The following is a 22,664-nucleotide window of genomic DNA, read 5'->3' on the forward strand; positions in this document are numbered from 1 at the left end:
GTTATTCATTGCATTTGCAATGATGTCAAGCTAGATGTTGCATATGCAATGATTTGACCCTTGCAAGGCAGCGGTAGCGCGGGCGAAACTGGCATGGTGGACAAGGAGATTTCCATGGAAGATCAGGATGATCCTGCCCTGCCCGGCTTCGATCTGGACCGTTTCACGCCCTACCGGCTCTCGGTGGCGGCGGAGCGGGCTTCCGAAGGGCTCGCCCGGCTCTACCGCGCCAGATTCGGCATCTCGGTGGCGGAATGGCGGGTGCTGGCGCATCTGGAGCATTCCGGCAATGTCTCGGTCCGGGACATCGAGGCGCGGGTGGCGCTGGAGAAATCCAAGGTCTCGCGCGCGGCGTCCCGCCTGGAAACGGCGGGCCTGATCGCCAAGGCGGTCGATCCGGCGGACCGGCGGCTGCTGCAGCTGAGCCTGACGCCGGAAGGGCGCGCGCTGATGGCGGAGATGCTGCCGGTGGCCCTAGGCTTCCAGGCGGAGATCGAGGCGCGGCTGGGCGATGCGCTCGCGGGCTTCGAGCGAGGGTTGCAACGGCTTCTCGACGACATGGAGGACAAGGATGATCCGTCTGCATGACTATTGGCGCAGCTCGGCCAGCTACCGGGTGCGCATCGCTCTGGGACTGGCCGGGCTGGACTGGGAGGCGCTGCCGGTCGACCTGACGGCGGGCGCGCAGCGCGGCCCGGCGCATCTGGCGCGGAACCCGCAGGGGCTGGTGCCGGTGCTGGAGATCGACGGGCTGCAACTGACCCAGTCGCTTGCCATCGTCGAGTATCTCGACGAGACCCGCGGGCTGGGGCTCCTGCCGGGCGATGCCGCGATGCGCGCCCGCGTGCGGGCGCTGGCGCATGCGGTGGCAATGGAGATCCACCCGGTCTGCAACCTGCGCGTCGCACGCCATGCGGCCGCGAATTCGGGCGGCGGGATCACCATGGAAAGCTGGATGCGCGACTTCATCGCGCCCGGCCTAGCGGCGCTGGAGGCGATGGTCGATGACGGCGATTTCTGCGCGGGCGGCAGCCTGACGCTCGCCGATATCTGCCTCGTGCCGCAGCTCTACAATGCCCGCCGCTGGGGCATCGACCTCGCCCCGCTGCCCCGGCTGTCGCGGATCGGCACGCATCTCGACACAGTTCCCGCGGTTGCCGCCGCCCATCCCGACCGCGTGCAGCAGCCTGAAAAGGCTTGACATCGCCCGGCCGTTTCCGTTGCAACGACCCGGACACGGCCGGAGACCCCATGCAGATCGAAACCTTCTTCCCCTACCGCCTGGCCATCGCGGCCGAGGGATTTTCGCGCCGCCTGGCCTCCGTCTACGGGCAGGAATTCGGGCTCAGCCGCGAAGAATGGCGGCTGCTCTTCCTGGTCAAGGACGGCACGATCGACTCGAACGTGCTGGCGCGGAGAACGACGCTGGACAAGGTGCAGGTGACCCGCGCCTCGCAGCGGCTGGAGGACCGCGGGCTGATCACGCGGCGCACCTCGCCCAACGACCGCCGCCTGCGCGAATTCGAGATCACGCAAGAGGGCCGCGCCGTCTTCGAGGCGGCCCTCCCGCAGGTGGAGGCGGTGGCGGCGGAGACGCTGGCCCGGCTCGCGCCCGGCGACCGTGCCGCGCTGGAGCAGGGGCTCGACGCGCTTCTCAGGGCGATGGACGCCCTGCCCGTCCCGCCGCGGGACACCGGCCCGGAGGGATGACCCCTCCCGGACCGCGCCGGTTCACCGGATGACCATCAGGTCCTCGCCGACGACGATCTCGCCGTCGAACGTCGCCGAGACGCCGTCGCGCCAGTGCTCTTCCGTGTCGAATCCCGGAACCCCCGCGGGAACGAAATGGGTCAGCACCAGCTTGCCCACGCCCGCCTCCCGAGCCACGCGGCCGACATCGGCGAGGGTGGTGTGCGCCTCGATGATATGTTCCTTCAGCGTCTCGTTGCCAGGGTCGATCCGTTCGATGATCGCGTCGACGCCCTCGATGCTGACCACCTCATGGACCAGCACGTCGGCATCCTGCGCCAGCGCGATCAGCGGCTCGCTGTACTCCGTATCGCCGCTGAACACCGCCGCCCAGCCGCCGATGTCGAAGCGCAGCGCATAGGCGGGGGCGGCATCGCCATGCGGGGTCTCGACCGCGGTGACCCGGAGCGGCCCGCTTTCATAGACGAGCCCGTCATCGTCGAATTCCGAAACGTCGATCAGGTCCCCGAGCGGCGGACGGCCCTCGTCGGCGATCCTCAGCGCGATGTCCCATTTGGCGTAGCTGAGGTAGTCCTCCGTCATTTGCCCGAGCGAGGCCGGGCCGAAGGCATGGACCGGAGTCCGCAGCCCGCTGGCCCAGGCACGCAGCAGCAGCGGCCCGTAGCCCGCGATATGGTCCGAATGCAGATGGGTGATGAAGACGCCGCGGATCTTGCGGGGGTCGAGCCCGGCAAGGCCCATCTGGCGTGCCACCCCGTCCCCGGCATCGATCACGTAGATGTCGTCGCCGTGGACGACCGCCGCGGCCGGCTGGGCGCGCGCGGCCTTGACCGACGGGCCGCCCGCGGTGCCGAGCAGCACGATCCGCGGGGCATCGGCGTCCTGCGCCAGCAGGGGCTGCGCGGCTCCGGCCGCAAGGCATGCGGCCGCGATGGCCGCCTTGAGGTTGGCAGACATGGTTTCCTCCCAGTTGTCCGTGGAAAATCAGTCGGGGCGCCGCACCCGGATGTGCCCGGGCGCGGCGCCGCCCTAGCCGACCAGCCAGAGCGAAAGCGACGGCACGCCGACGATCAGCGCGATCCTCAGGATGTCGGCCACCCAGAACCAGAACACGCCGCGGAAGATCGTGCCGAGCTGCACGTCCCGCACCACCGAACGCAGCACGAAGACGTTCATGCCGACCGGCGGGGTGATCAGGCTGATTTCGGTGGCAACCACGACGATGATGGCGAACCAGATCACGACATGCTCGGGGTCGCGCAGGATCGGCGAGGCGAATTGCAGGTATTCGACGACCGGATAGAAGACCGGCACCGTCAGCAGGATCATCGACAGGCTCTCGAAGACCGTGCCGAGCGCCAGGTAGATCGCCACGATCGCCAGCATCACCAGCCAGGGGTTGATGTCGAGGTCGTAGACCAGGTCGGCAATGGCGTCAGGCAGCCCCGCGAAGCTGACGAAATTGCCGAAGATCTCGGCGCCGATGATGATCGCGAAGATCATCGCCGTGGCCGAGGCGGTGTCGGCGAAGGCCCGTCCCAGCGCGGCAAGCGTCATCTCGCCCATGCCGAAGGCGATCAGCAGCGAGGCGCCCGCGCCCATGCCCGCGGCCTCGATCGGAGTGAAGAAGCCGCCGTAGATCCCCGCCATGATGAAGGCGAAGAGCCCCAGCGTGCCCAGCACCCCCATCGTGTCGCGGCGCGACATCGGCACGGTCTCCGACACCGGCGGCGCGAGCTTGGGGTTCATCCGCACGGCGACCAGCACCGCGATCAGGTAGAGCGCAATGCCCAGCACCCCGGGCAGCAGGCCCGCAACGAAGAGCTTGCCGATGTCGCTTTCAGTCAGGATTCCGTAGATGATCAGGATCACCGAGGGCGGGATCAGGATGCCCAGCGTGCCGCCCGCGGCAATGGCCCCGGTGGACAGGCTGTCATGGTAGCCGAAGCGGCGCATCGAGGGCATGGCGACCTTGGACATGGTGGCCGCGGTCGCCAGCGACGAGCCGCAGACCGCCGAGAAGCCGCCGCAGCTGAGCACGGTGGCCATGGCCAGCCCGCCGCGGAACCGCCCGAACAGCCGGTCGGCGCCGGAGAACAGCCCGTGCGCGATGCCCGAGGCGGCCAGCACGTTGCCCATGAAGATGAAGAGCGGCACGACCGAGAGCGAATAGCTCAGCCCGGTCTCGAATACGGCCTGGCCGACCATGGCACCCGCGGCGTCGGGGCCGCGCAGCATGGCGAAGCCAGCCGCACCGGTCAGCGCCATGGCGAAGGCGATCGGCACCCGCAGGAAGGCGAGGCCGAGCAGCAGGGCGAAGGCGATGAGCGAGGCGGTCATGGATTGCGCGCTCCGGCCAGGGCGATCGCGGCGGACACCGCGCAGCTTGCCACGCCCACGCCCGCGATCGCGGCCATCGGCAGGCCGAGCGCGGCGCTGCGCGCGCCGGTGGCGGCCTGGTCTCCGGCCACGATGCCGAGGCGCACCGCGAAGAAGGCCAGCGCCGCCGCGGTGACGAGGGCGGCGAAGATGCCGAAGGCCCGGATCAGCCGAGGCGTCAGGACATGGGCCATCAGGTCGACCTCGACATGCTCGCGCCGCGCAGTGGTCAGCGGCAGCGCGGCGAAGACCAGTAGCGCCAGCAGGATCTGGGTCAGTTCGAACGCGCCCGGCAGGGGCGCGTTCAGGATGTAGCGGCCGACCACGTCGGTGACGGTCACGAGGATCAGCGCGGCCAGCAGCAGCGCCGAGAGCCCCCTGAGCGCGGAGAGGAAAGCCCGGGTCATTCCGCGGCGGCGCCGGTCATCTCGCGGAACGTCGCCAGCGCGGCCAGCCCGTCGCGGTCGTCATCCAGCGTGTCCGCCCAGGCAGCTTCCAGCTTGGACGCCTGCATGCGGATCGCCTCCTCGACCGGCGCAGGCGCCGGATAGAGCAGGATGCCCGCCTTCTCGATCTCGGCCTCGGCCGCCGCATCGGCGTCGTTCCAGGCCTTTCCCACGCGCGCGGCGAAGGCCTCGCCCGAAATCGCCTCGATCGCGGCCTGGTCCTCCGCCGAGATGCCGTCCCACTTGCCCTGGTTCATCACCAGGAACCAGGTGGTGTTGTAGATGCCGCCCGGCACGGTCATCGAGTACTTGATGTCGTCGGTCAGGCGGAAGGCGGTCAGCGCCTCGTAGGTGAAGGCCACGCCGTCAATGACGCCGCGGCTGAGCTTCTCGTAGACCTCGGGCGAGGACATGAACAGCGGCGTTGCGCCGAGCCCGGCCATCAGGTCGGCGGCATAGCCGCCCGGCACGCGGATCTTCATCCCCTGGAGGTCCGAGACCTGGGTGATCTCCATCTTGTTGTTGTGCAAGAGTCCCGGCCCGTGCATGAACAGGCCCAGCAGCTTGGTCCCCGCATGTTCCTGCTCGGCCCCCAGCTTGTCGCGGTAGACCGACCAGAAGGCCCCGGAGTTCGCCGCGGCATCGTCTCCGAGGAAGCTGAACTGGCCCAGCTCCGCGCCCTTGAACCGGTCGTCCTCGGTGAAGCTGTGCAGCCCGTAGGTGATGTCGGCCACGCCGTCCCGGGCCATGTCGAAATGCGCCGCCGGGCTGCCCAGCGGCTTGCGCAGCACGCGCACGGTGACGCGGCCATCGGTGACCTTCTCCACCTCATCGGCCCAGGGCTCGATCGCGTTGACCACGATCGGGTGTCGCGGCGGCAGCCAGCTCGACAGCACCAGCTCTTCCGCCATGGCGGAACCGGCGGCAAGGCAGAGCGCGGCAGCGGCCGCGAAGGTCGTGAATCTGGACATGGGATCCTCCCTGAGAGTTGTCCGGTCTCTTCGATGTTTCCCCGGCGGACCTCCCCGCCCGCCGGGTCGCGCGTTCTCAGGCGTCAGCCGCGGGCGCGGGCCAGCGCCTCGTCGATGACCTTCTGGTCCCCGACATGGTTCATGAGGATGAGGATGAGCCGGGCGTTCATCGCGTGGCTCTCGGCCTCGGCCAGGCCCTCATGGGCGGCGATCAGGCGGGCATAGGCCTCGTCCGGATCGGCCAGGTTCGGGGCGGTCGTCAGCATGCGGGTTCCCTCGATCGCGGTCTCAATCATGGCCGAGCGCCTTTCTCGCAGCGGCCAGCACCGCCGCCTCGTCGAAATGGTCCCAGCGGGCCGCCACGTGCTGGTCGGGGCGGATCAGGTAGACAGCCGAAGCCGCCGCGCCGAGGAAGCGTGCCCCGGCCTCGGGCGTCTCAGCCGGGATGGATAGCCCGGTCACCGGCAGGCCCGCACCGTCGAGCCACGCCGGAACCTCGCAGCCCATGCCCAGGAGCGTGAAGCCGTCTTCGGCCAGCGCCTTCAGCAGCCAGCCGTCGCCGAGCGCCAGATCCGGCACCGGGCTGCCTGGGCGGGTGCGCGCCGGCATCGCCGCATCGTCGGGGCCGTTCAGGCCCGAGCCGTCATAGGTGCAGGGCACTGAAAGCCGTCCGGAATTCACGATGGTCCGCGCGAATGGCATGGTTTCGGCCAGATCCAGCACCGCGTTGCGGAACATGTGGCTGACCGGGCTTTTCGGCGTGATGAAATCCGTGGCGCGGGTCGAGTTCAGGATGTTCTCGTCGGCGCCATGGACGCGCTCGGCGTCATAGCTGTCGAGCAGGCTCTCTGGCGCGGCGCCATTGATCACCGCCGCGAGCTTCCAGCCGAGGTTGTCGACATCCTGGATGCCGGAATTGGCGCCGCGAGCACCGAAGGGGCTGACCTGATGCGCGGCGTCGCCCGCGAACAGCACCCGGCCATGGCGGAACTTCTCCATCCGGCGGCACTGGAAAGTGTAGATCGAGGTCCAAACCAGATCGTATTCGGCCCCCTCGCCCAGCATCGCGTCGATGCGGGCGCGGATATTCTCCTCCTTCAGCTCCTTTTCGCGGTCGATGTCCCAGCCGAGCTGGAAGTCGATCCGCCAGACATCGTCCGGCTGCTTGTGCAGGAGCGCCGAGGCGCCGGACTTGAAATGCGGCTCGAACCAGAACCAGCGCTCGGTCGGGAACTCGGCCGTCATCTTCACGTCGGCGATCAGGAAATTGTCCTCGAAGACCCGGCCCTCGAAGCCCAGCCCCAGCATGTCGCGCAAGGGCGAGCGCGCGCCGTCGCAGCCGATCAGCCAGTCGGCGCTAATCCGGTAGGGCCCGTCCGGCGTCATCAGGTCGAGCGTCGCGCCGTGCTCGGAGCTCTCCACCGCATCGACGCGGTTGGCGCCGCGGATCTCGATCGGCGCGCCTGCCGCCTGCGCACGCAGGATGGCGTCATGCAGGAACTTCTCGAAGGCGGGCTGCTGGAGGTTGATGAAGGCAGGGTGCTTGTGGCCGGCCTCGGGCAGCAGGTTGAACTCGTAGAGCTGGCGGTCGTCATGGAAGACCTTGCCCAAGTTCCACTGCACGCCCTTGGCGACCATCTCGTCGCCGGCGCCCAGCCGGTCGCAGATCTCCAGCGTGCGCTTGGCGAAGCAGATGGCGCGGCTGCCCATGCCGACGCCCTCATGGTCGTCGATGACCAGAACGGGGATACCGCGGCGGCCGAGATCAAGCGCGGTGGCAAGCCCGATCGGCCCGCCGCCCATGACCACGACCGGATGGCGCGCGGGGCTTCCCGCGTCCTGGTCGGGAGATTTCTCGTAGGGGTACAGCTTGTACGCGAGCTGGTAGCGCGGTGCGACGAAGTCTTTCATGGCTCCTCCCGGCGTGGCGGCACGCCTCTCCCGGCCGGGCGCTGCAGGCGCCCGGGGCGATTGTTTCGGATCGGTGTCAGATGAGGCGCCGGGTCTTCGCCCGGCGCGGGACAGGCTCAGCCTTGCAGGTCTGCCCACATCTGCTGGTCGCGCTCGGCGGTCCAGACGCGGGGGGTGTCGATGCCGCGGGCCTCGTCCCAAGCACGGGCGACGTTGAAGGGCAGGCAGTGCTCGTAGATCGCGTAATCCCCGAATTTCGGGTCGCATTCCGCGCGCACCGCGTCCCAGGCCTCCTTCAGCGTGCCGCCCCGCGCCGCGACCTTGGCCACCGGCTTGTAGGTCGAGGCGACGAAATCCGCCGTGTTGGCAAGGGCTTCGGCCACCATTGCCTCGCCCACCAGCGCATCGCCGCGGCCCGGCGCGATCGATTTGGGCGCGAACTCCGCGATCGCGGCCAGGGTGTCGGGCCAGTCGCCGAAATGGCCGTCGCCGCAATAGCAGGCCGAGTGGTATTCCACGATGTCGCCGGTGAACATCACCTCCTGGTCGGGCACCCAGATCACAGCGTCGCCCGCGGTATGGGCGCGACCCAGATGCATGATGTCGACGCGGCGGCGGCCGAGATACACGGTCATGCGGTCCGAGAAGGTCGTGGTCGGCCAGGTCAGGCCGGGGATTTCCTCATGGCCCTGGAAGAGCCGCGGGAAGCGGCCGAATTCGCTGTCCCAGTCCTCCTGGCCGCGCTCGGCGACCTGGGCGCGGGCGGTGTCGGACATGATCATCTCGCGCGCGCCATAGGCCGAGGCGCCGAGCACGCGCACGGCGTGGTAATGGGTCAGCACCAGATGCGAGATCGGCTTGTCGGTGACCGAGCGAACGCAGTCCATGACCTTGCGGGCGAGGCGCGGGGTGGCCTGGGCCTCGACGATCATGACGCTCTCGTCGCCGATGATGACGCCGGTATTGGGATCGCCCTGCGCGGTGAAGGCATAGAGCCCCTCGCCCACCTCGGTGAAGCTGACGACCTTCTCCTCAAGGTCCCCGGCAGATGCAAATGCCTTGTTCATCGCGTTTCCTCGTCTTCGGGCACAGGTCGAGGAGCGCCGGGACCGCCCTCCTTGGCGCTGCCCGGCCGGATCTCCTCCCCGAAACCCGTCGCTGTTGCAACGTCATTAGTCGTTACATTTGCAACGGTGTCAAGTGCAACTTTTTATCGAGAGACAAGCCGCCGATGCCCTCTTCGCATCGCGAGTGTCGCCAGCATATATATGTGCATTCTTCCAGCATATTATAGGGTGTATCGCCAGGCCCGCATGTCGATCCGACCCTGAAACCTTGCAGCCAGCTCCCACAATTCGGTGCATCAGTAACTATATTCGCGGACGAATCCCGTTGCAGTTGCACCCAGACGCCAAGTCCTGCCATAACAGGACCAGCCGCAGACGGAGACACGCTTGCCCCGCAAAGACCAGCCCCCGGAGCCAGAATTCAACCTGGAGAACTTCCTGCCCTACCTGCTGAACCAGGCGGCGGAACGCACCAGCGAGGAGTTCCACGAGCATTACCGCGCCGAATACGACCTGACCCGGACGCAGTGGCGCGTCGTCGCCAATCTCGGGCGCTTCGGCTCGATGGCCGCGGCAGAGATCTGCCGCATCTCGCATATCGAGAAGACTGCGGTCAGCCGCGCTGTGTCAGTGCTGGAATCGCGCGGACTGCTGGCGCGCAGCCGCGATGCGGCGGACAAGCGGCAGGAGAGCCTGACCCTGACGCCCGCGGGAACGGAGGTGTTCCGCACACTGGGGAAGCGGGCCATCGATTATGACGACCGCCTGCGCAGCCGCCTCGGGCCGCATCTGAGCTCGCAGCTCGAGGCGATGCTGCGGCAGCTGATCCTCGCGGCCGGCAGCGGAGACGGAGACGGCTGACGCTCATCCGCCGATCAGCACCATGCCGTCCTCGAGTTGCAGCGGCACCGGGTCGAGGCCGCAGGGGGCGACCAGGTCCGCCGCGCCGGTGACGGCATCGAACATCGCCCCATGCGCGGTGCACATCAGCCGCGTGCCGTCCGCCGACAGGATGTTGCCGCCCTGATAGTCCAGCGGCAGGTACTGGTGCGGGCAGGCATTGACGAAGGCACGCAGCCCCGCCCCGTCGCGGACAAGCAGCAGCGGGAACTGCCCGGCCGCGCTATCCACCGTTAGGGCCTGAACCCTGTCCAGATCGGCAAGCGCGCAGACTTGCGTGCCCGCGGGCGGCGCAGAGCTGTAATCGGTCCAGGGCATCGCGGTCTCTCCGGGCACGGACAAGGCCGCCCCGGTCGCCCGGAGCGGCGGGATCATCGGGACAGGGAGGCTATTCCGCCGGCTCGGCCTTCAGCACGCCGCGGCGGATCTGGTCCTCCTCGATCGACTCGAAGAGCGCGCGGAAATTGCCCTCGCCGAATCCGTCATCGCCCTTGCGCTGGATGAATTCGAAGAAGATCGGGCCGATCACCGTCCTGGAGAAGATCTGCAGCAGGATCCGGGTCTCGCCGCCGCCGACCACGCCCTCGCCGTCGATCAGGATGCCGTGCTTCCGCATCCGCTCCAGCGGCTCCTGGTGGCCCGTCACCCGGCGGCGGGACATCTCGTAATAGGTGTCCGGCGGCCCCGGCATGAAGTCCATGCCCGCCGCCGCGATCGCGTCGGTCCCGGCATAGATGTCCTCGGAGGCGATGGCGATGTGCTGGATGCCCTCGCCCTTGTATTCCTTGAGATATTCCTCGATCTGGCTGTGCTCGTCCGTGGACTCGTTGATCGGGATGCGGATCTTGCCGTCCGGCGAGGTCAGCGCCCGGCTGACCAGCCCGGTCTGCTTGCCCTTGATGTCGAAATACTTGATTTCGCGGAAATTGAACGTGTCGTGGTAGAACTTGTACCAGGTGTCCATGTTGCCGCGCACGACATTGTGGGTCAGGTGGTCGAGATAGTAGAAGCCGAAGCCCTCGGGACGCGGGTTCTCCTCGCCCAGCCAGTCGAATTCCGCCGCATAGCAGGAGCCGTCCGCGCCATAGGTGTCAACGAAATACAGCAGCGATCCGCCGATGCCATGGACCGCCGGGACGTCCAGCGACTTGCCCGGCCCGGTGTATTCCGTGGCACCCGTGTCGAGCGCGCGCTGCAGGGCCTTCTGCGCATCGACCACGCGCCAGGCCATGGCAGGGGCGCAAGGACCGTGGTCCGCGACGAAGCCCGCGGCATGGCTGCCCGGTTCGGCATTCAGCAGGTAGTTGATGTCGCCCTGGCGGTAGAGGGTGATCGCCTTGCTGCGATGCCTGGCGACCGGAACGAAGCCCATCTGGCGGAAGATCGTGTCGAGCTTTTCCGGCTCGGGATGGGCGAATTCGACGAATTCGAACCCGTCCGTGCCGGCCGGGTTCCTGGCGGAAATTTCGGGCTTCGGGGCGTCATGCGGGAAGGGTCCCATGCGCATCTCCTCCTCTGGGCTGTTCTCCTGCCACAATGCGGGAAACCGGATGCAAGGGGGTTGCATTTGAAACCATCCAGGATGGAAAGATGACCGCAGGGATGCATGATTTCGGGAAAGGATGCACGGAATGCGCATCGATGATTACGACCGCGCAATCTTGGACGCATTGCAGCACGACGGGGCGATGACCAATGCGGCACTGTCGGAGCTGGCGAACCTCTCGGCCTCGCAATGTTCGCGGCGCCGCGCGGCGCTGGAGGCGGCCGGGATCATCTCGGGCTACGCGGCGCGGCTCGACGCGAAGAAGCTGGGGCTCGGCCTCCGGGCGATCACGCGGGTCAACCTGCGCATGCACGGACAGGGCAGCGAGGACAGTTTCGCCCGCTTCGTGGCCCTCCAGCCCGAGATCCGCGCGGCCTATTCCGTTTCGGGCGATGCCGATTACGTGCTGGAGATCAACGCGCGCGACCTGGAGGCCTTCGCGGAGTTCATCCATGGCCGCCTGCTGCCGCATCCGCAGGTGGCGCAGGTCCGCTCGGAAATCGTGCTGCAGGTCCTCAAGGACCGCGAGGGCCTGGATCTGGACGCCCTGCTGCCGCGCTGACCGCCGCGGATCAGGCCTCGCCGTATTCGGCCACGGGCCGCGGCAGCTTCCGGCTGGGACCGTCGCAGAGTTCGGCCGTGATCCTCTGGGCGGCCTCCGTCACGATGGTCCGGAAGGCGCGCGGCTGCGCCTCGTGCCGGGTGCGGGGGACATACAGGCTGACCGCGGCGAAAGCCTCGCCGGCATGGTTGCGGATCGAGGCAGCGACGGCGGCGATGTCCCGCTCCCGCGCCAGCTCGCCCGCGGCAAAGCCTGCCGCCGCCATCGACGCATAGGCCTCTGCCCGCCGTCCCGGCGGCAGCATCGGCGGGCGCGCCTCGGCATGCTGCACCGCGTAATCGGCCTGCCGCGCCTCGCCGGCGGCCGCAAGGTGCAGCATGCCGGTCGGCGTCTCGTGCAGCGGCATCGCGCCCTTCAGCACGTCTGCCGCGACGCGCAGCGCGCGCGTGCCCTCGACGGATTCCACGACCGTCAGCCGCCCGCCATCCAGCACCGTCACGAAGCCTGTCTCGCCGTAATCCGCGACCAGCCCCTCCAGCACCGGCCGCGATGCCGCCACCAGCGCGGAACTGTCGTTCAGCACCCGTCCCAGCGTTGCCGCCAAAGGACCGAGACGGTAGCGGCCGCGTGTCACCCGCTGCAGCAGCCCGATCCTTGTCAGCCCGTCGGCGAGGTCGAAGGCCCCGCTCGTCGACACCCCCAGTTCCCGCGCGATCTCCGTCAGGCTCCATTCCGGTGCGACGGCGGAAAAAAGCCTCAGAACCTGCCCCGTTTTCCGCAATGAGCGCATTTCCGCATTCTCCCTTTCCCGGTGAAACCACTTTTCCGTTCATTCCGGAAAAAAGACAGGTATCTTCCGATACCTTTCGGCATGTCCGCCCGCCTGCGAATTTCGCTTCAGAACCTGAAACCTGAACGGTTCGCTCTATGGGAGGAGCATCATGAAAGACCAGATCGCCCCGGCAACGACCCTGCCCTATACCGGCGCGGAATTCCTCGACAGCATCCGCGACGGGCGCGAAATCTATGTCCATGGCGAGCGCGTCCGGGACGTCACCGCGCATCCGGCCTTCCGCAACTCCGCCCGCATGGTCGCCCGCTGGTACGACCGGCTGGCCGCGGAGCGGGACACGCTGGGCCGTCCGACCGATACGGGCTCGGGCGGCTGGACCCATCCCTATTTCCTCGGCCCGAAAAGCGCGGAGGAGCTGGTCGCCGGGCGCGACGCGATCGCGCGGCTGCAGAAGGTGGCCAATGGCTGGATGGGCCGGTCGCCCGACTACAAGGCGGCGTTCCTGGGCACGCTCGGCGCCAATGCGGAGTTCTACGGCGAATATGCCGGCAATGCCCGTGCCTGGTATGCCCGCACGCAGGAGCGGGTCGACTACTGGAACCACGCCATCGTCAACCCGCCGATCGACCGCCACCTGCCGGTGGAGGAGACCGGCAATGTCTTCATGCAGGTGGAGAGGGAAACCGATGCCGGGCTGGTCGTGTCGGGCGCCAAGGTGGTCGCCACCGGCTCGGCCCTGACGCACTACAATTTCATCGCCCATTACGGCATCCCCATCAAGGAGAAGAAATTCGCGCTGATCTTCACCGCACCGATGGCCTCCGAGGGCGTCAAGCTGATCAGCCGCGCCAGCTACGAGCTGAACGCCGCCGTCATGGGCACGCCCTTCGACTACCCACTCAGTTCCCGGCTCGACGAGAACGACGCGATCCTGGTCTTCGACAAGGTGCTGGTGCCGTGGGAGAACGTCTTCGTCTACGGCGATGTCGAGAAGATCAACGCGTTCTTCCCGGCTTCTGGCTTCGTGCCGCGCTTCACGCTGCATGGTGCCACGCGGCTGGCGGTGAAGCTCGACTTCATCTCGGGGCTGTTCTCCAAAGCGCTGGAGGCGACCGGCTCCGGCGTGTTCCGAGGCCCGCAGACGGCGGTGGGCGAGGTCCTGGCCTGGCGCAACCTGTTCTGGGGCATCTCGGATGCCATGGTGAAATCGCCGATCCCTTGGGAGGGCACAGACGGCTACGTCCTGCCGAACATGAATTACGGCCTCGCCTCGCGGGTCTTCGCGCCGATGGCCTATTCCCGGATCAAGGAGCTGATCGAAAGGCACGTGGCTTCGGGGCTGATCTACCTGCCGTCCTCCGCGCTCGATTTCGCCAACGAGGATGTCCGCCCCTATCTCGACCGCTTCGTGCGCGGCTCCAACGGCATGGTGGCGATCGACCGGGTGAAGCTGCTGAAGCTGCTGTGGGATGCGATGGGATCGGAATTCGGCGGGCGGCACGAACTCTACGAGACCAACTACGCGGGCAACTACGAGAACATCCGCATCGAGACCCTGCTGACCGCGAAGGCCACGGGCGAGATGGACATGCTGCACGGGCTCGTCGAGGACTACATGTCCGAATACGACCTCTCGGGCTGGACCGCGCCCGATCTGGTGAACCCCTGGGACGTCAACCGGCTCTCGGCCGGCTTCCAGTAAAGCGCGGCACCGAGGGTGCGGGAGGGCGGATGCTCTCCCGCATCGCCGCCGCAAGGAGGACTGCCATGCTCGATTTCTGCGGAGACGCGACACGGGTGCTGCCGGACCATGCCGTGCGGCTCGCGGCCTCGGTCGTCACCATCGGCGCCTTCGACGGCGTCCATCTGGGGCATCAGTCCCTGGTCCGCGGTGCCGTCGCCGAGGCCCGCGAGATCGGCGTCCCGGCCGTGGTCTGGACGTTCGATCCGCCGCCCAAGGTAATGTTCGGCCGGGCGGAACCGCTGGTCTCCACCGCCGGAAAGCTGGCGCGGCTGGCCGCGCTCGGCCCGGACGTGATCGTGCTGGCCTCCTTCACCCGCGCCTATGCCGCCCGTCCGGCCGCGGCCTTCCTCGCCGACCTAGCCCGCATCGCGCCGCGGCGGGTCCATGTCGGCGCGGATTTCCGCTTCGGCGCGGGACAGGCGGGCGACGTGGCGCTGCTGGCCCGGCATCTGCCGGTCCATGTGCCGCGGAAACTCTGCTGCCCGGCGGGCGTGCCGGTCTCGTCCACCCGCATCCGGGCGCTGCTGCGCGCGGGACGCCCAGCCGAGGCGCAAGCGCTGATGACCGGCGGATTTCCGGCCCGCGCGGCCGGGCACCGCCTGATCGAGGATTTCAGAGGGAGGATCTGACCCCATGACCGAGACGACCACCATCGATCCGCGCCTGCTGCGCGATGCCTGCGGCCGCTTCGCCACCGGCGTGACCGTGATCACCACGCGCAGCGGCGCGGGCGATTTCGGCATGACCGCGAACGCCTTCATGTCGGTGTCGCTCGACCCGCCGCTGATCGCGGTCTCGCTCGGGCGCAAGGCCCGGATGCTGGCCGAGATACGCGCGGCGCGCCGCTATGCCGTCAACGTCCTGGCCGGGGACATGGAACCGGTCGCAATGCATTTCGCCGGCCGCCACGACCCGGCTCTGGCCTCGGTGCTGGGCGAAGAGGACGGCCTGCCGGTTCTGGCCGGGGCGGCGGCCGTGTTCCACACCGACGTGGTGCAGGAGATCGAAGCGGGCGACCACGTCCTGTTCATCGGCCATGTCCGCCGCATTGCGCAGGACGCGGATGCGCCGCCCCTCCTTTTCCACGCCGGACGCTTCGGCCTTCTCGCGCCTCCGCGCCGCGCAGCCTGAGCGGGCGCCTGCGGTGCGGGGCGCAGCCGCAAGCCGCGGTCGCCATCTGAGCATTTCCGCGCAGGTGCAACATCCCGCCGCTCTTCGCGGGACAAGCGCAACAGGTCCGACCGGAGGACGCCCGCGCCGGTGCCGCATCGTCGGCCGCAACAGGCCGGGCGGACCGCGCCGCGCGCCTCCAAGGAGGCCGGAGACGGAGCCGTTTCCCCGCATGGCGAAACCCGGCAGGGACGCCAGCCGGCCAGACCCCGGCTCCCGCCCGCCCGCTGCCGGAATCCGGACCGAAGGCCCGCGCTGCAACGGACGCCGCGAAGAGCCGGAAGGCCCCCGGGCCTGCGGACTCAGATCGTCATGTAGGTCTCGACGACCGCGTCGGTCAGCCCGGCAATCGGGCCGCCGCAGGCGATCCGGCCCTTTTCCAGCATGGCGAACTGGCTGGCCGCGCGGCGCAGGAAGCCGATATTCTGCTCCACCAGGATCACGGTCAGCCCCAGCTCGTCGCGCATCCTGAGGATCACCGCCTCGATCTCCTCGACGATCGAGGGCTGGATGCCCTCGTTCGGCTCGTCGAGCAGCACGATGTCGGGCTCCGCCGCCAGCGCCCGCGCGATGGCCAGCTGCTGCTGCTGGCCACCCGACAGCACCCCACCGGGGCGGGCCATGTTGGCGGCCAGATAGGGGAAGAGCTCGGGCACGATATCGGGCACCGCGCGCCGCCCCGAGCGGGCGGCAAACCCGCCCATCAGGATGTTTTCCCGCACGGTGAATTCCGGGATGATGCCCCGGCCCTGCGGCACATAGGCGATGCCTGCCCGCGCCCGCTCATGCGTCGGCCGCCGGGCATAGTCGGTGCCGCCGACCAGAAGCTGCCCCGATTTCGTCTCGGTCAGCCCCATGATCGTCTTCAGGAGCGTCGTCTTGCCGGTGCCGTTGCGCCCGGCAATCCCGGTGATCTCGCCCCTGGGGACCTTGAGGTCGATGCCCTCGAGCGCGCGCGAGCGCCCGTAATAGCCGTCCAGATTGACCAGTTCGAGCATCATGCGATCCCCTGCTTGCCCAGATAGGCGGCCTTCACCTCCGGGTGGTTCTCGATGAAGGCGACGCTGCCCTCGGCCAGCACGCGGCCCAGATGCAGCACCGTGATCCGCTCGGCGATGTCGCGCACGAAGGCCATGTCGTGCTCCACCACCAGGAGCGTGTGCCGCCCCTTCAGCCGGTTGATGATCTCGGCGGTCTTCGCCGTCTCGCCCTGGGTCATCCCCGCGGTCGGCTCGTCGAGCAGGATCACCGAAGCGTCCTGGATCATCAGCATGCCAAGCTCCAGCCACTGCGTCTGGCCATGGCTCAGCAGCCCCGCCTCGCGCCCGGCCTCGGCTTCGAGCCCGATCAGCTCCAGCACCTCGGCAAGCCGCGCCTTCTCGGACATGCCGAGGGCAAAGCGCAGGTTCGACCAGACCGAGGGGCGCCTGGACTGCGCGACCTCGAGATTCTGGCGCAGGGTCAGCCCGGAGAAGACCGAGGGGATCTGGAACTTGCGCCCCACGCCGGCGCGGGCGATGCGGTGCTCGCGCAGTCCGGTCACGTCGCGCCCCTGGACCAGCACCTTGCCCTCGGTCGCCCGGGTCTTGCCCGAGATCAGGTCCATCAGCGTCGTCTTGCCCGCGCCATTGGCGCCGAGCAGCACGCGCAGCTCGCCCTGGGCCACCGCCATGGACACGCCGTCCACCGCGCGGAAGCCGGAGAAATCGACGGCCAGCCCGTCAAGCATCAAGGCAGCGGTCATTGCCCGGCCTCCTCTTTGAGCCGCAGCGCCGGACGGCGCATCCGCAAGCGGGCGATGCCGTCATGCGCGAGCCCCGACAGGCCCTTGGGCAGGTAGATGACAGTCACGACGAAGAGCAGCCCGATGATCGCCTTCCAGGCCTCGACCAGCGCCTCGGTTTCGGAAACGCGGGCCTCGATCATGTTGATGAGGATCGCGCCGACGGCCGCGCCGAGGATCGAGCCGCGCCCGCCCACGGCCGCCCAGACCACCATGGTGATCGAGAAGGACAGCTCCAGGAACGAGGGCGAGGCGAATTCCGAGACGATGACATAGAGCATGCCCGCCAGCCCCGCGATCCCCGCCGAGACGGCGAAGAAGAACGTCTGGTAGGCCGGAACGTCATAGCCGAGATAGAGCGCGCGGGTGTCGCTGTCGCGGGTCGCCTGCAGGATCGTGCCCGCCCGCGTCGCCACGAGGATCCGCGACAGGCCGAGCACGAGGATCAGCGCCACCGCCACGAGGTAGTAGGTGCCTTTCGCATAGGGGTCGAATTCATGGCCCGCGACGGTCAGCCAGCCGAGATCGGTCAGCCCGTTGAAGCCATTGGTCAGCGGCTGGGCATCGACCACGACGAGCCGCACGAGGAGCACCAGCGCCAGGGTGATGATCGACACGAAGACGCCCGAGATGCGCTGGCCGAAGATGATCCGGCCCATGATCCCCGCCAGCAGCACCGGCAGCACCACGGCCACGATCACGCCCGTCCATTGCCACTGGAACGGCAGCCAGAGCCAGGATCCGGGGGTGATGCAGCAGAGCTCGGTCGGGGCGCCGGGCTGGGCGTTCCACAGCATGAAATCCGGCACCGGCTGGTCCGATCCCTGCTGCAGCGAGGTGTAGCTCTTCAGTTTCAGCCCCATCGCCATGGCATAGGCGCCGATTCCGAAGAACAGCCCCTGCCCGAGGTTCAGCACCCCGGCATAGCCCCAGGTCAGCGCGACGGCGGCGCCGAGCATGCCGTAGCAGAGGTATTTCGCCACGCGGTTCAGCCAGAATTCGTCGCCGACGAGCGGCAGCGCCAGCAGCAGGACGGCAAGGCCCGCATAGGCCCAGAAACGGTAGTTCGCCAGAGGTCCGGCCATGTCAGCGCCCCTTGAAGGTGAAGAGCCCGGCGGGCTTGAGGAGGATGACGCCGATCACCACGGCAAAGACCGCGGCCCGGCCGATGATGTCGTTGGAGGCCATGGCGACGAGCGCGTTGAATTCGCCGAGCAGCCCCGAGGCCGCGACCGTGCCCAGGAGGCTGCCGACCCCGCCGGTCACCACCACCATGAAGCCGTCCACGACCAGCGTCGCGCCCATGTCGGGGGCCACGGTCTTGAACCCGGCCATCAGCACGCCGGCGACGCCCGCAAGCCCAGAGCCGAGCGCGAAGGTCAGCGCATTGGTGCGCGCCACGGCGATGCCGCAGGCGGCGGCCATCTGCGGGTTGCGGATGATCGCGCGCACCTTCATGCCGAGCGCCGTGCGGTACATCACCGCCCAGGTCGCCACGGCCAGCACCGCCGTCATCGCGACGATGAAGATGCGGTAGGCGTTGAAATCGTGGCCGAGCAGCCGCACCGTCCCCTGCAGCGCGGCGGGCACCGGCACGTTCTGCAGCCCCGAGCCGAGCCCGGCGATATGGATGCCGAGGAAGCTGAGGCCGAATTCCAGCCGGATCGCCTGCTGCAGCAGGATCGCGATGCCCCAGGTCGCCAGCAGCGTGTCGAGAAGCCGGCCATAGAGGCGGCGGACGACCAGCCGCTCGATGGCGAGCCCGGCCAGCGCCGTGACGGCGAAGGCCAGCGGGATCGACGCGATCAGCCCGAGCCCGAGCCAGATCTTGGCCATGACGGCGGTATAGGCGCCGATCATGACCATCTCGCCATGCGCCATGTTGATGATCCCCATGGCACCGTAGGTCACGGCCAGGCCGAGCGCCACCAGGAGGAGGATCGAGCTGAGCGAGAGCCCGATGAACAGGATGTCGACCACGTCAACTGTCTCCTTGTCGTGAGGGGGCCCGCATCCCGGAGGATGCGGGCGGGCGGCGGCTCAGAGCTTGGAGCTGTCGAGCCCTTCGCGGGTGCAGAACAGGTTGTCTGCGGTCTCGCCATAGGCCGCATAGGGCAGCGGCTTGATCGGCGCCGGGTATTCGTCGACGATCTTCGACTGGCCATCCGCCTGCCATTGTCCGATGCGCGGGGTCAGCCAGCAATGCAGGTTGTCCTCGTCGATCTTCACCTCGCCGCCCGGCGCCGCATATTCCTGGCCGCGCACGCCCTCGCGGATCGCCTCCGCGGTGATGTCGCCCGAGGCCTCGACCGCCTGCTTCCACAGGAAGACCTGGAAATAGGCCGCTTCGAGCGAGTGGTAGGTCGTGGCCTGCGGATCGCCCACGAAGGCGCGGTAGCGCTCGATGAAGCTGTGGTTCGCCGGGGTGTCGAGCGACATGAAATACGGGAAGGAGGTGTAGCTGCCGGCCGCGTATTCCGGGCCCATGGCCGCGATCTCGATCTCCGAGGTCACCGTCGCGCAGATCGGGATTTCCTCATGGCTGAGGCCCTGGTTGATGAACTCGCGGTAGAAGGAGATGATCGAGTCGCCGACCACGTTCGACAGCACCACGTCGGCGCCCGAGTCCTTGATCTTGTTGACCATCACCGCCCATTCCGAATGGCCGAGCTCGAGATATTCGTCAGCCACCCATTCGGCGCCGCCGGCCTCGATCAGGCCCTTCGAGACCTTCGCCATCTCGCGCGGATAGACGTAGTTCGAGCCGACGATGAAGACCTTCTTCTTGCCCAGCGTCTCGAGGATCCAGGGCAGGTAGTTGCCCAGCTGCTGGTTCGGCACGGCGCCCGAATAGACCACGTTCGGCGAGCATTCGAAGCCCTCGTAGTGGGTCTGGTAGAACAGCATCGCGCCGCGGCGCTCGAAGATCGGCAGCACCGCCTTGCGCGAGGCCGAGGTGTGGCAGCCGAAGACGGTGGAGACGCGGTCGCGGATCACTAGCTTCTGCGCCTTCTCGGCATAGGTCTTGGGATCGGAGGCACCGTCCTCGACGAGGACCTCGATCGGGCGGCCCATCACGCCGCCTGCGGCATTGATCTCCTCGGCAGCCATGCGCACGCCCGCGGCCAGCATCTTCTCGACGACGGACAGGCCGCCGGTCTGGGAATAGAGCGCGCCGACCTGGATCGGCTCGCCCGCAGCCATGGCGCGGCGCAGATAGCCCGGCGCGGCCAGCGCGGCCCCGGCGGTTGCGGTGGTGGTCAGGAATTTGCGGCGGTTCAGATTCATTTTTTCTGTCCCTGTTGGACGCGCGCAGGGGACCGGCCCGCAGCATGCAGGAAACCGGGCGCTCGGGCGCGGAACGGATGGAGAGGAAGCCGACGACGCTGTCGAAACGCAAAACGCCCGCAGGGTCCCTGCGGGGGACCGGTGCGGGCGTCTTTGCCTATGGGGCGGCACCTTGCGGCGCCTCCGGGCTGATGGCCAATGCTGGGGACCAGACCGGAATGGAGCGAGGCTAGCGCAAGGCCCGGCCCGAGGACAAGGCCCTTTGCCGGGCCTGCGTCAAGTTTTTGCGCCCTGCCCCGCAGGGGCGGCGGCGTCATGGCGTTCCACCAGTTCGCGGGCCATGATCTCGATGGCGATGCGCCGCTTCATCGCGCGGGCGCGCAGCTCGCGATGCGCTTCGTCCTCGTTCAGACCCTCGCCGGCCATCAGGATGGTCTTGGCGCGCAGCACCATCTGGTCTCCCATCACCTTGCGCTTGAAGCGCCGCGCGTCGCGGGCGAGCTGCTGGTTCTGCTTCCAGACATTGCGGGTGATCGCCAGGTTGGTGAGCAGGCCGAACGGCTTGATCGGGCGGCTCAGCACCGCCATCGCGCCGCTTTCCAGCACCAGCTGAAGCGTCGCGGGGTTCTCGTAGCCGACGATCGCCAGGATGGTCGGCGCCGGATTCGGGATCGAACGCAGGAAACCGCGCAGCTCCTCGCGGGCATGGTCCTCGATGGCGAGGATCAGGATGTCGGTGCGCTCGGGCAGGCGCTCGGGCACCGGCCAGATCAGCTGCGGCTGGCAGCCGATCCGGCGCAGGTGGTCGGTCAGCGCGGTGCCCTCCTCGTCCATCGGATGCAGCACGACGACCGAGAGATTGCGCAGTTCCTTCAGGAAGGCCGAAGACATGGGCGCGCCTCCTCAGCAGAGCCCGGGGGCGGAGGCCTCTTCCGGCTCCTCCGCGCCCGCGACGTCTATCAGGTAGGGATCGGGCGGCACGCGGCGCCGCGGATCGCTGACGATCTCGTAGGGCTTTCCCTCGCGGATCCGCGCGACCCGCGGCCACAGATGGGTGTGGTTGGTCAGCCGGTCGATCCGCACCGGCCCCTGCGGCGCCTCGTATTCCACCTCGTAGAGCGCCGGCAGCAGCCGGTCGACATGGTCGTCTCCGGCCAGCGCCAGCGCGCGCGCATAGAGATGCACCGAGAAATAGGCCGCCTCCGCCGGAGCGGTCACCGGCAGCGCGCCGCCGGTCGCCGCGCGGAACGCCCCGGCGAATCCCTGCGCCGCGGGCGTGCCGAGCGAATCGAAGAACGGCGCGGCAATGACATGGCCATCCGCCGTGCCCGGCTTCATCCGCATCACGTCGACCTCCGATGTCGACTGGCTGGCGATGGGAAGCGTCTCGGGGTCGTGCCCGGCGGCGCGGTAGGCCTCGTAGAAGCGCACGATTCCGTCGCCGACCAGCGTCGAGTAGATCACGTCGGGCCGGGTTTCCGCGACCAGCTCGAGAAGCCGCGCCACATGCTCGCCGCGCAGGTCGAGCGGGACATAGACCTCGTCCAGAACCTCGCCGCCCTTGGAGCGGAAGAGATCGCCGACGATCCGGTTCGATTCATAGGGATAGACGTAGTCCGAGCCGATCAGCAGCAGCCGCCGCCCGAAGGCGGCATAGAGATAGTCGACCAGCGGCACCGAATTCTGGTTGGGCGCGGCGCCGGTATAGATGCAGTGCCGCGAATACTCGAAGCCCTCGTAGAGCGTCGGATAGAACATCAACGCGTTCTGCGCCTCGACCATCGGCAGCATCGCCTTGCGCGTGCTCGACATATGCCCGCCGAATATCACCCGCACGCCGTGATCGCGGCACAATTCCAGCACCTGGTCACGGTAGCGCCGCGGCGTCGAGGCCGGATCGCGCCAGAGCGGCGCCAGCGCCCTGCCCCGCACCCCGCCCGCGGCATTGATCTCGTCAACCGCCAGCCGGACGGCGGCGACCTGCGTCTTCTCGATCATGCCGGTCACGCCGGTCTCGGACATCACGATGCCGATCGGCCAGGTATCCTCGGTGCTCAACTCATCATCCCATCGTCGCAAACGGCAAAGGGCGGCCCCGTCCGGTCGCCGATGACCGGAAGAGAGCCGCCCTGCTCAAGGTTCTTCGGGCGGCAGGAAAGGCGAAGCGGACGGCAATGTCAAATCCCTTCGCTGCAGGGCGGCATTTTCATTTTCGATCTTGACCGGCCCCGGGACGCGGCGCAGGATCGGCACCGTTCCGGTCCCCTGGGCAGCTGTCCCGGGCCACCGGAGGCCCGCATCCCGCGATGCGGCATCCCGGGCGCCAAGCCCCCTGACAGCGCTGTCAGCACCCCCATTCCCCGCCGCAGATCCATGCGCCGCGTCCCGTTCCGG

At 68.1% G+C, this 22,664-nt stretch carries 25 protein-coding genes; 8 read left to right on the forward strand and 17 right to left on the reverse strand.

Annotated elements, in window-relative coordinates; genetic code table 11:
* Positions 1-114 precede the first annotated feature (114 nt).
* From HCC78_RS07930 to HCC78_RS07940, 3 genes are read left to right on the forward strand one after another with little or no spacing between them, the layout of a single operon-like run.
* Positions 115-588 carry a MarR family winged helix-turn-helix transcriptional regulator gene (locus HCC78_RS07930; protein WP_172328213.1) on the forward strand — a complete coding sequence of 158 codons (474 nt, stop codon included), beginning with the start codon at positions 115-117 and terminating at the stop codon, positions 586-588.
* The gene (gene maiA, locus HCC78_RS07935) at positions 572-1,201 is read left to right on the forward strand and encodes a maleylacetoacetate isomerase (RefSeq protein ID WP_172328214.1); all 630 of its coding nucleotides are present in this window, start codon (positions 572-574) and stop codon (positions 1,199-1,201) included. Before HCC78_RS07930 ends, maiA begins: the two co-directional genes overlap by 17 nt.
* 50 nt (positions 1,202-1,251) lie before the next feature.
* Entirely contained in the window at positions 1,252-1,710 is a 459-nt protein-coding gene (locus HCC78_RS07940) for a MarR family winged helix-turn-helix transcriptional regulator (RefSeq protein WP_172328215.1), read from the forward strand.
* Positions 1,711-1,731: 21 nt separating this feature from the next.
* Here HCC78_RS07940 and HCC78_RS07945 read toward each other — a convergent pair whose 3' ends face one another.
* From HCC78_RS07945 to HCC78_RS07975, 7 genes are all read right to left on the reverse strand, one after another.
* Positions 1,732-2,667 (reverse strand): MBL fold metallo-hydrolase, encoded by a 936-nt coding sequence (locus HCC78_RS07945; protein ID WP_172328216.1) that lies wholly within the window; start codon positions 2,665-2,667, stop codon positions 1,732-1,734.
* Between the two features lie 72 nt (positions 2,668-2,739).
* Entirely contained in the window at positions 2,740-4,050 is a 1,311-nt protein-coding gene (locus HCC78_RS07950; protein ID WP_172328217.1) for a TRAP transporter large permease, read from the reverse strand.
* Positions 4,047-4,496, reverse strand: coding sequence for a TRAP transporter small permease (locus HCC78_RS07955; RefSeq protein ID WP_172328218.1), 450 nt, complete (start codon positions 4,494-4,496; stop codon positions 4,047-4,049). Before HCC78_RS07955 ends, HCC78_RS07950 begins: the two co-directional genes overlap by 4 nt.
* Entirely contained in the window at positions 4,493-5,506 is a 1,014-nt protein-coding gene (locus HCC78_RS07960) for a TRAP transporter substrate-binding protein (protein ID WP_172328219.1), read from the reverse strand. Before HCC78_RS07960 ends, HCC78_RS07955 begins: the two co-directional genes overlap by 4 nt.
* Positions 5,507-5,589: 83 nt before the next feature.
* Positions 5,590-5,802 (reverse strand): DUF2783 domain-containing protein, encoded by a 213-nt coding sequence (locus HCC78_RS07965; RefSeq protein WP_253949095.1) that lies wholly within the window; start codon positions 5,800-5,802, stop codon positions 5,590-5,592.
* The gene (locus HCC78_RS07970) at positions 5,795-7,417 is read right to left on the reverse strand and encodes an FAD-dependent oxidoreductase (protein WP_172328220.1); all 1,623 of its coding nucleotides are present in this window, start codon (positions 7,415-7,417) and stop codon (positions 5,795-5,797) included. Before HCC78_RS07970 ends, HCC78_RS07965 begins: the two co-directional genes overlap by 8 nt.
* A gap of 116 nt (positions 7,418-7,533) precedes the next feature.
* A complete protein-coding gene (locus HCC78_RS07975) occupies positions 7,534-8,484 on the reverse strand; it encodes an MBL fold metallo-hydrolase (RefSeq protein WP_172328221.1) in 951 nt (316 codons plus the stop codon).
* A gap of 387 nt (positions 8,485-8,871) precedes the next feature.
* On the opposite strand from HCC78_RS07975, the gene HCC78_RS07980 reads away from it, so the two are divergent.
* Positions 8,872-9,345, forward strand: a complete 474-nt coding sequence (locus tag HCC78_RS07980; protein ID WP_172328222.1) for a MarR family winged helix-turn-helix transcriptional regulator — start codon at positions 8,872-8,874, stop codon at positions 9,343-9,345.
* A gap of 3 nt (positions 9,346-9,348) precedes the next feature.
* Here HCC78_RS07980 and HCC78_RS07985 read toward each other — a convergent pair whose 3' ends face one another.
* Both HCC78_RS07985 and hppD read right to left on the reverse strand, forming a co-directional pair.
* Positions 9,349-9,702 (reverse strand): Rieske 2Fe-2S domain-containing protein, encoded by a 354-nt coding sequence (locus HCC78_RS07985; RefSeq protein WP_172328223.1) that lies wholly within the window; start codon positions 9,700-9,702, stop codon positions 9,349-9,351.
* 70 nt (positions 9,703-9,772) lie between these two features.
* The gene (hppD, locus tag HCC78_RS07990) at positions 9,773-10,885 is read right to left on the reverse strand and encodes a 4-hydroxyphenylpyruvate dioxygenase (protein ID WP_172328224.1); all 1,113 of its coding nucleotides are present in this window, start codon (positions 10,883-10,885) and stop codon (positions 9,773-9,775) included.
* Between the two features lie 130 nt (positions 10,886-11,015).
* On the opposite strand from hppD, the gene HCC78_RS07995 reads away from it, so the two are divergent.
* Positions 11,016-11,492, forward strand: coding sequence for an Lrp/AsnC family transcriptional regulator (locus HCC78_RS07995; protein ID WP_253949096.1), 477 nt, complete (start codon positions 11,016-11,018; stop codon positions 11,490-11,492).
* 10 nt (positions 11,493-11,502) lie between these two features.
* Here the strand turns inward: HCC78_RS07995 and HCC78_RS08000 are convergent, their stop codons facing one another.
* Positions 11,503-12,282: an IclR family transcriptional regulator gene (locus HCC78_RS08000; RefSeq protein ID WP_253949097.1), complete on the reverse strand. Its 780-nt coding sequence runs from the start codon at positions 12,280-12,282 to the stop codon at positions 11,503-11,505.
* Between the two features lie 151 nt (positions 12,283-12,433).
* Here HCC78_RS08000 and HCC78_RS08005 point away from each other — a divergent pair, with 151 nt between their 5' ends.
* From HCC78_RS08005 to HCC78_RS08015, 3 genes are all read left to right on the forward strand, one after another.
* Positions 12,434-13,987 carry a 4-hydroxyphenylacetate 3-hydroxylase N-terminal domain-containing protein gene (locus tag HCC78_RS08005; RefSeq protein WP_172328227.1) on the forward strand — a complete coding sequence of 518 codons (1,554 nt, stop codon included), beginning with the start codon at positions 12,434-12,436 and terminating at the stop codon, positions 13,985-13,987.
* Between the two features lie 65 nt (positions 13,988-14,052).
* Positions 14,053-14,658 (forward strand): FAD synthetase, encoded by a 606-nt coding sequence (locus tag HCC78_RS08010; RefSeq protein ID WP_172328228.1) that lies wholly within the window; start codon positions 14,053-14,055, stop codon positions 14,656-14,658.
* A gap of 4 nt (positions 14,659-14,662) precedes the next feature.
* Complete coding sequence (locus tag HCC78_RS08015; RefSeq protein ID WP_172328229.1) at positions 14,663-15,160, forward strand: flavin reductase family protein; 498 nt, start codon at positions 14,663-14,665, stop codon at positions 15,158-15,160.
* 341 nt (positions 15,161-15,501) lie between these two features.
* On the opposite strand, the gene HCC78_RS08020 is transcribed toward HCC78_RS08015, so the two are convergent.
* The 7 genes from HCC78_RS08020 to HCC78_RS08050 form a co-directional block, all read right to left on the reverse strand.
* Positions 15,502-16,200, reverse strand: coding sequence for an ATP-binding cassette domain-containing protein (locus HCC78_RS08020; RefSeq protein WP_371743797.1), 699 nt, complete (start codon positions 16,198-16,200; stop codon positions 15,502-15,504).
* On the reverse strand, positions 16,197-16,943 hold the full coding sequence (gene urtD, locus HCC78_RS08025; RefSeq protein WP_172328230.1) for an urea ABC transporter ATP-binding protein UrtD: 747 nt from the start codon (positions 16,941-16,943) through the stop codon (positions 16,197-16,199). Before urtD ends, HCC78_RS08020 begins: the two co-directional genes overlap by 4 nt.
* Positions 16,940-18,067 carry an urea ABC transporter permease subunit UrtC gene (urtC, locus tag HCC78_RS08030; protein ID WP_172328231.1) on the reverse strand — a complete coding sequence of 376 codons (1,128 nt, stop codon included), beginning with the start codon at positions 18,065-18,067 and terminating at the stop codon, positions 16,940-16,942. The genes urtD and urtC overlap by 4 nt, the downstream gene beginning before the upstream one ends.
* Position 18,068: 1 nt before the next feature.
* On the reverse strand, positions 18,069-18,962 hold the full coding sequence (gene urtB, locus HCC78_RS08035) for an urea ABC transporter permease subunit UrtB (protein ID WP_172328232.1): 894 nt from the start codon (positions 18,960-18,962) through the stop codon (positions 18,069-18,071).
* A 60-nt stretch (positions 18,963-19,022) separates the two neighbouring features.
* Complete coding sequence (locus tag HCC78_RS08040; protein ID WP_172328233.1) at positions 19,023-20,270, reverse strand: transporter substrate-binding domain-containing protein; 1,248 nt, start codon at positions 20,268-20,270, stop codon at positions 19,023-19,025.
* A gap of 276 nt (positions 20,271-20,546) precedes the next feature.
* Complete coding sequence (locus HCC78_RS08045; protein WP_172328234.1) at positions 20,547-21,161, reverse strand: ANTAR domain-containing response regulator; 615 nt, start codon at positions 21,159-21,161, stop codon at positions 20,547-20,549.
* A gap of 12 nt (positions 21,162-21,173) precedes the next feature.
* Positions 21,174-22,328, reverse strand: coding sequence for a transporter substrate-binding domain-containing protein (locus HCC78_RS08050; protein WP_172328235.1), 1,155 nt, complete (start codon positions 22,326-22,328; stop codon positions 21,174-21,176).
* Positions 22,329-22,664: the final 336 nt, after the last annotated feature.

This window comes from Mangrovicoccus sp. HB161399, from assembly GCF_013184745.1.
In the GTDB taxonomy this organism is placed as follows: Bacteria; Pseudomonadota; Alphaproteobacteria; order Rhodobacterales; family Rhodobacteraceae; genus Mangrovicoccus.

Coding starts and splice junctions, on each gene's coding strand:
- HCC78_RS08020 (WP_371743797.1), bottom strand. CDS start 16,200: ATGATGCTCGAACTGGTCAATCTGGACGGCTATTACGGGCGCTCGCGC.
- HCC78_RS07985 (WP_172328223.1), bottom strand. CDS start 9,702: ATGCCCTGGACCGATTACAGCTCTGCGCCGCCCGCGGGCACGCAAGTC.
- urtD (WP_172328230.1), bottom strand. CDS start 16,943: ATGACCGCTGCCTTGATGCTTGACGGGCTGGCCGTCGATTTCTCCGGC.
- HCC78_RS07950 (WP_172328217.1), bottom strand. CDS start 4,050: ATGACCGCCTCGCTCATCGCCTTCGCCCTGCTGCTCGGCCTCGCCTTC.
- HCC78_RS07930 (WP_172328213.1), top strand. CDS start 115: ATGGAAGATCAGGATGATCCTGCCCTGCCCGGCTTCGATCTGGACCGT.
- HCC78_RS07970 (WP_172328220.1), bottom strand. CDS start 7,417: ATGAAAGACTTCGTCGCACCGCGCTACCAGCTCGCGTACAAGCTGTAC.
- HCC78_RS08010 (WP_172328228.1), top strand. CDS start 14,053: ATGCTCGATTTCTGCGGAGACGCGACACGGGTGCTGCCGGACCATGCC.
- HCC78_RS08000 (WP_253949097.1), bottom strand. CDS start 12,282: ATGCGCTCATTGCGGAAAACGGGGCAGGTTCTGAGGCTTTTTTCCGCC.
- HCC78_RS07955 (WP_172328218.1), bottom strand. CDS start 4,496: ATGACCCGGGCTTTCCTCTCCGCGCTCAGGGGGCTCTCGGCGCTGCTG.
- HCC78_RS08005 (WP_172328227.1), top strand. CDS start 12,434: ATGAAAGACCAGATCGCCCCGGCAACGACCCTGCCCTATACCGGCGCG.
- HCC78_RS07945 (WP_172328216.1), bottom strand. CDS start 2,667: ATGTCTGCCAACCTCAAGGCGGCCATCGCGGCCGCATGCCTTGCGGCC.
- HCC78_RS07940 (WP_172328215.1), top strand. CDS start 1,252: ATGCAGATCGAAACCTTCTTCCCCTACCGCCTGGCCATCGCGGCCGAG.
- HCC78_RS08015 (WP_172328229.1), top strand. CDS start 14,663: ATGACCGAGACGACCACCATCGATCCGCGCCTGCTGCGCGATGCCTGC.
- HCC78_RS07960 (WP_172328219.1), bottom strand. CDS start 5,506: ATGTCCAGATTCACGACCTTCGCGGCCGCTGCCGCGCTCTGCCTTGCC.
- maiA (WP_172328214.1), top strand. CDS start 572: ATGATCCGTCTGCATGACTATTGGCGCAGCTCGGCCAGCTACCGGGTG.
- HCC78_RS07965 (WP_253949095.1), bottom strand. CDS start 5,802: ATGATTGAGACCGCGATCGAGGGAACCCGCATGCTGACGACCGCCCCG.
- HCC78_RS07975 (WP_172328221.1), bottom strand. CDS start 8,484: ATGAACAAGGCATTTGCATCTGCCGGGGACCTTGAGGAGAAGGTCGTC.
- HCC78_RS08040 (WP_172328233.1), bottom strand. CDS start 20,270: ATGAATCTGAACCGCCGCAAATTCCTGACCACCACCGCAACCGCCGGG.
- HCC78_RS08045 (WP_172328234.1), bottom strand. CDS start 21,161: ATGTCTTCGGCCTTCCTGAAGGAACTGCGCAATCTCTCGGTCGTCGTG.
- HCC78_RS07995 (WP_253949096.1), top strand. CDS start 11,016: ATGCGCATCGATGATTACGACCGCGCAATCTTGGACGCATTGCAGCAC.
- hppD (WP_172328224.1), bottom strand. CDS start 10,885: ATGGGACCCTTCCCGCATGACGCCCCGAAGCCCGAAATTTCCGCCAGG.
- urtC (WP_172328231.1), bottom strand. CDS start 18,067: ATGGCCGGACCTCTGGCGAACTACCGTTTCTGGGCCTATGCGGGCCTT.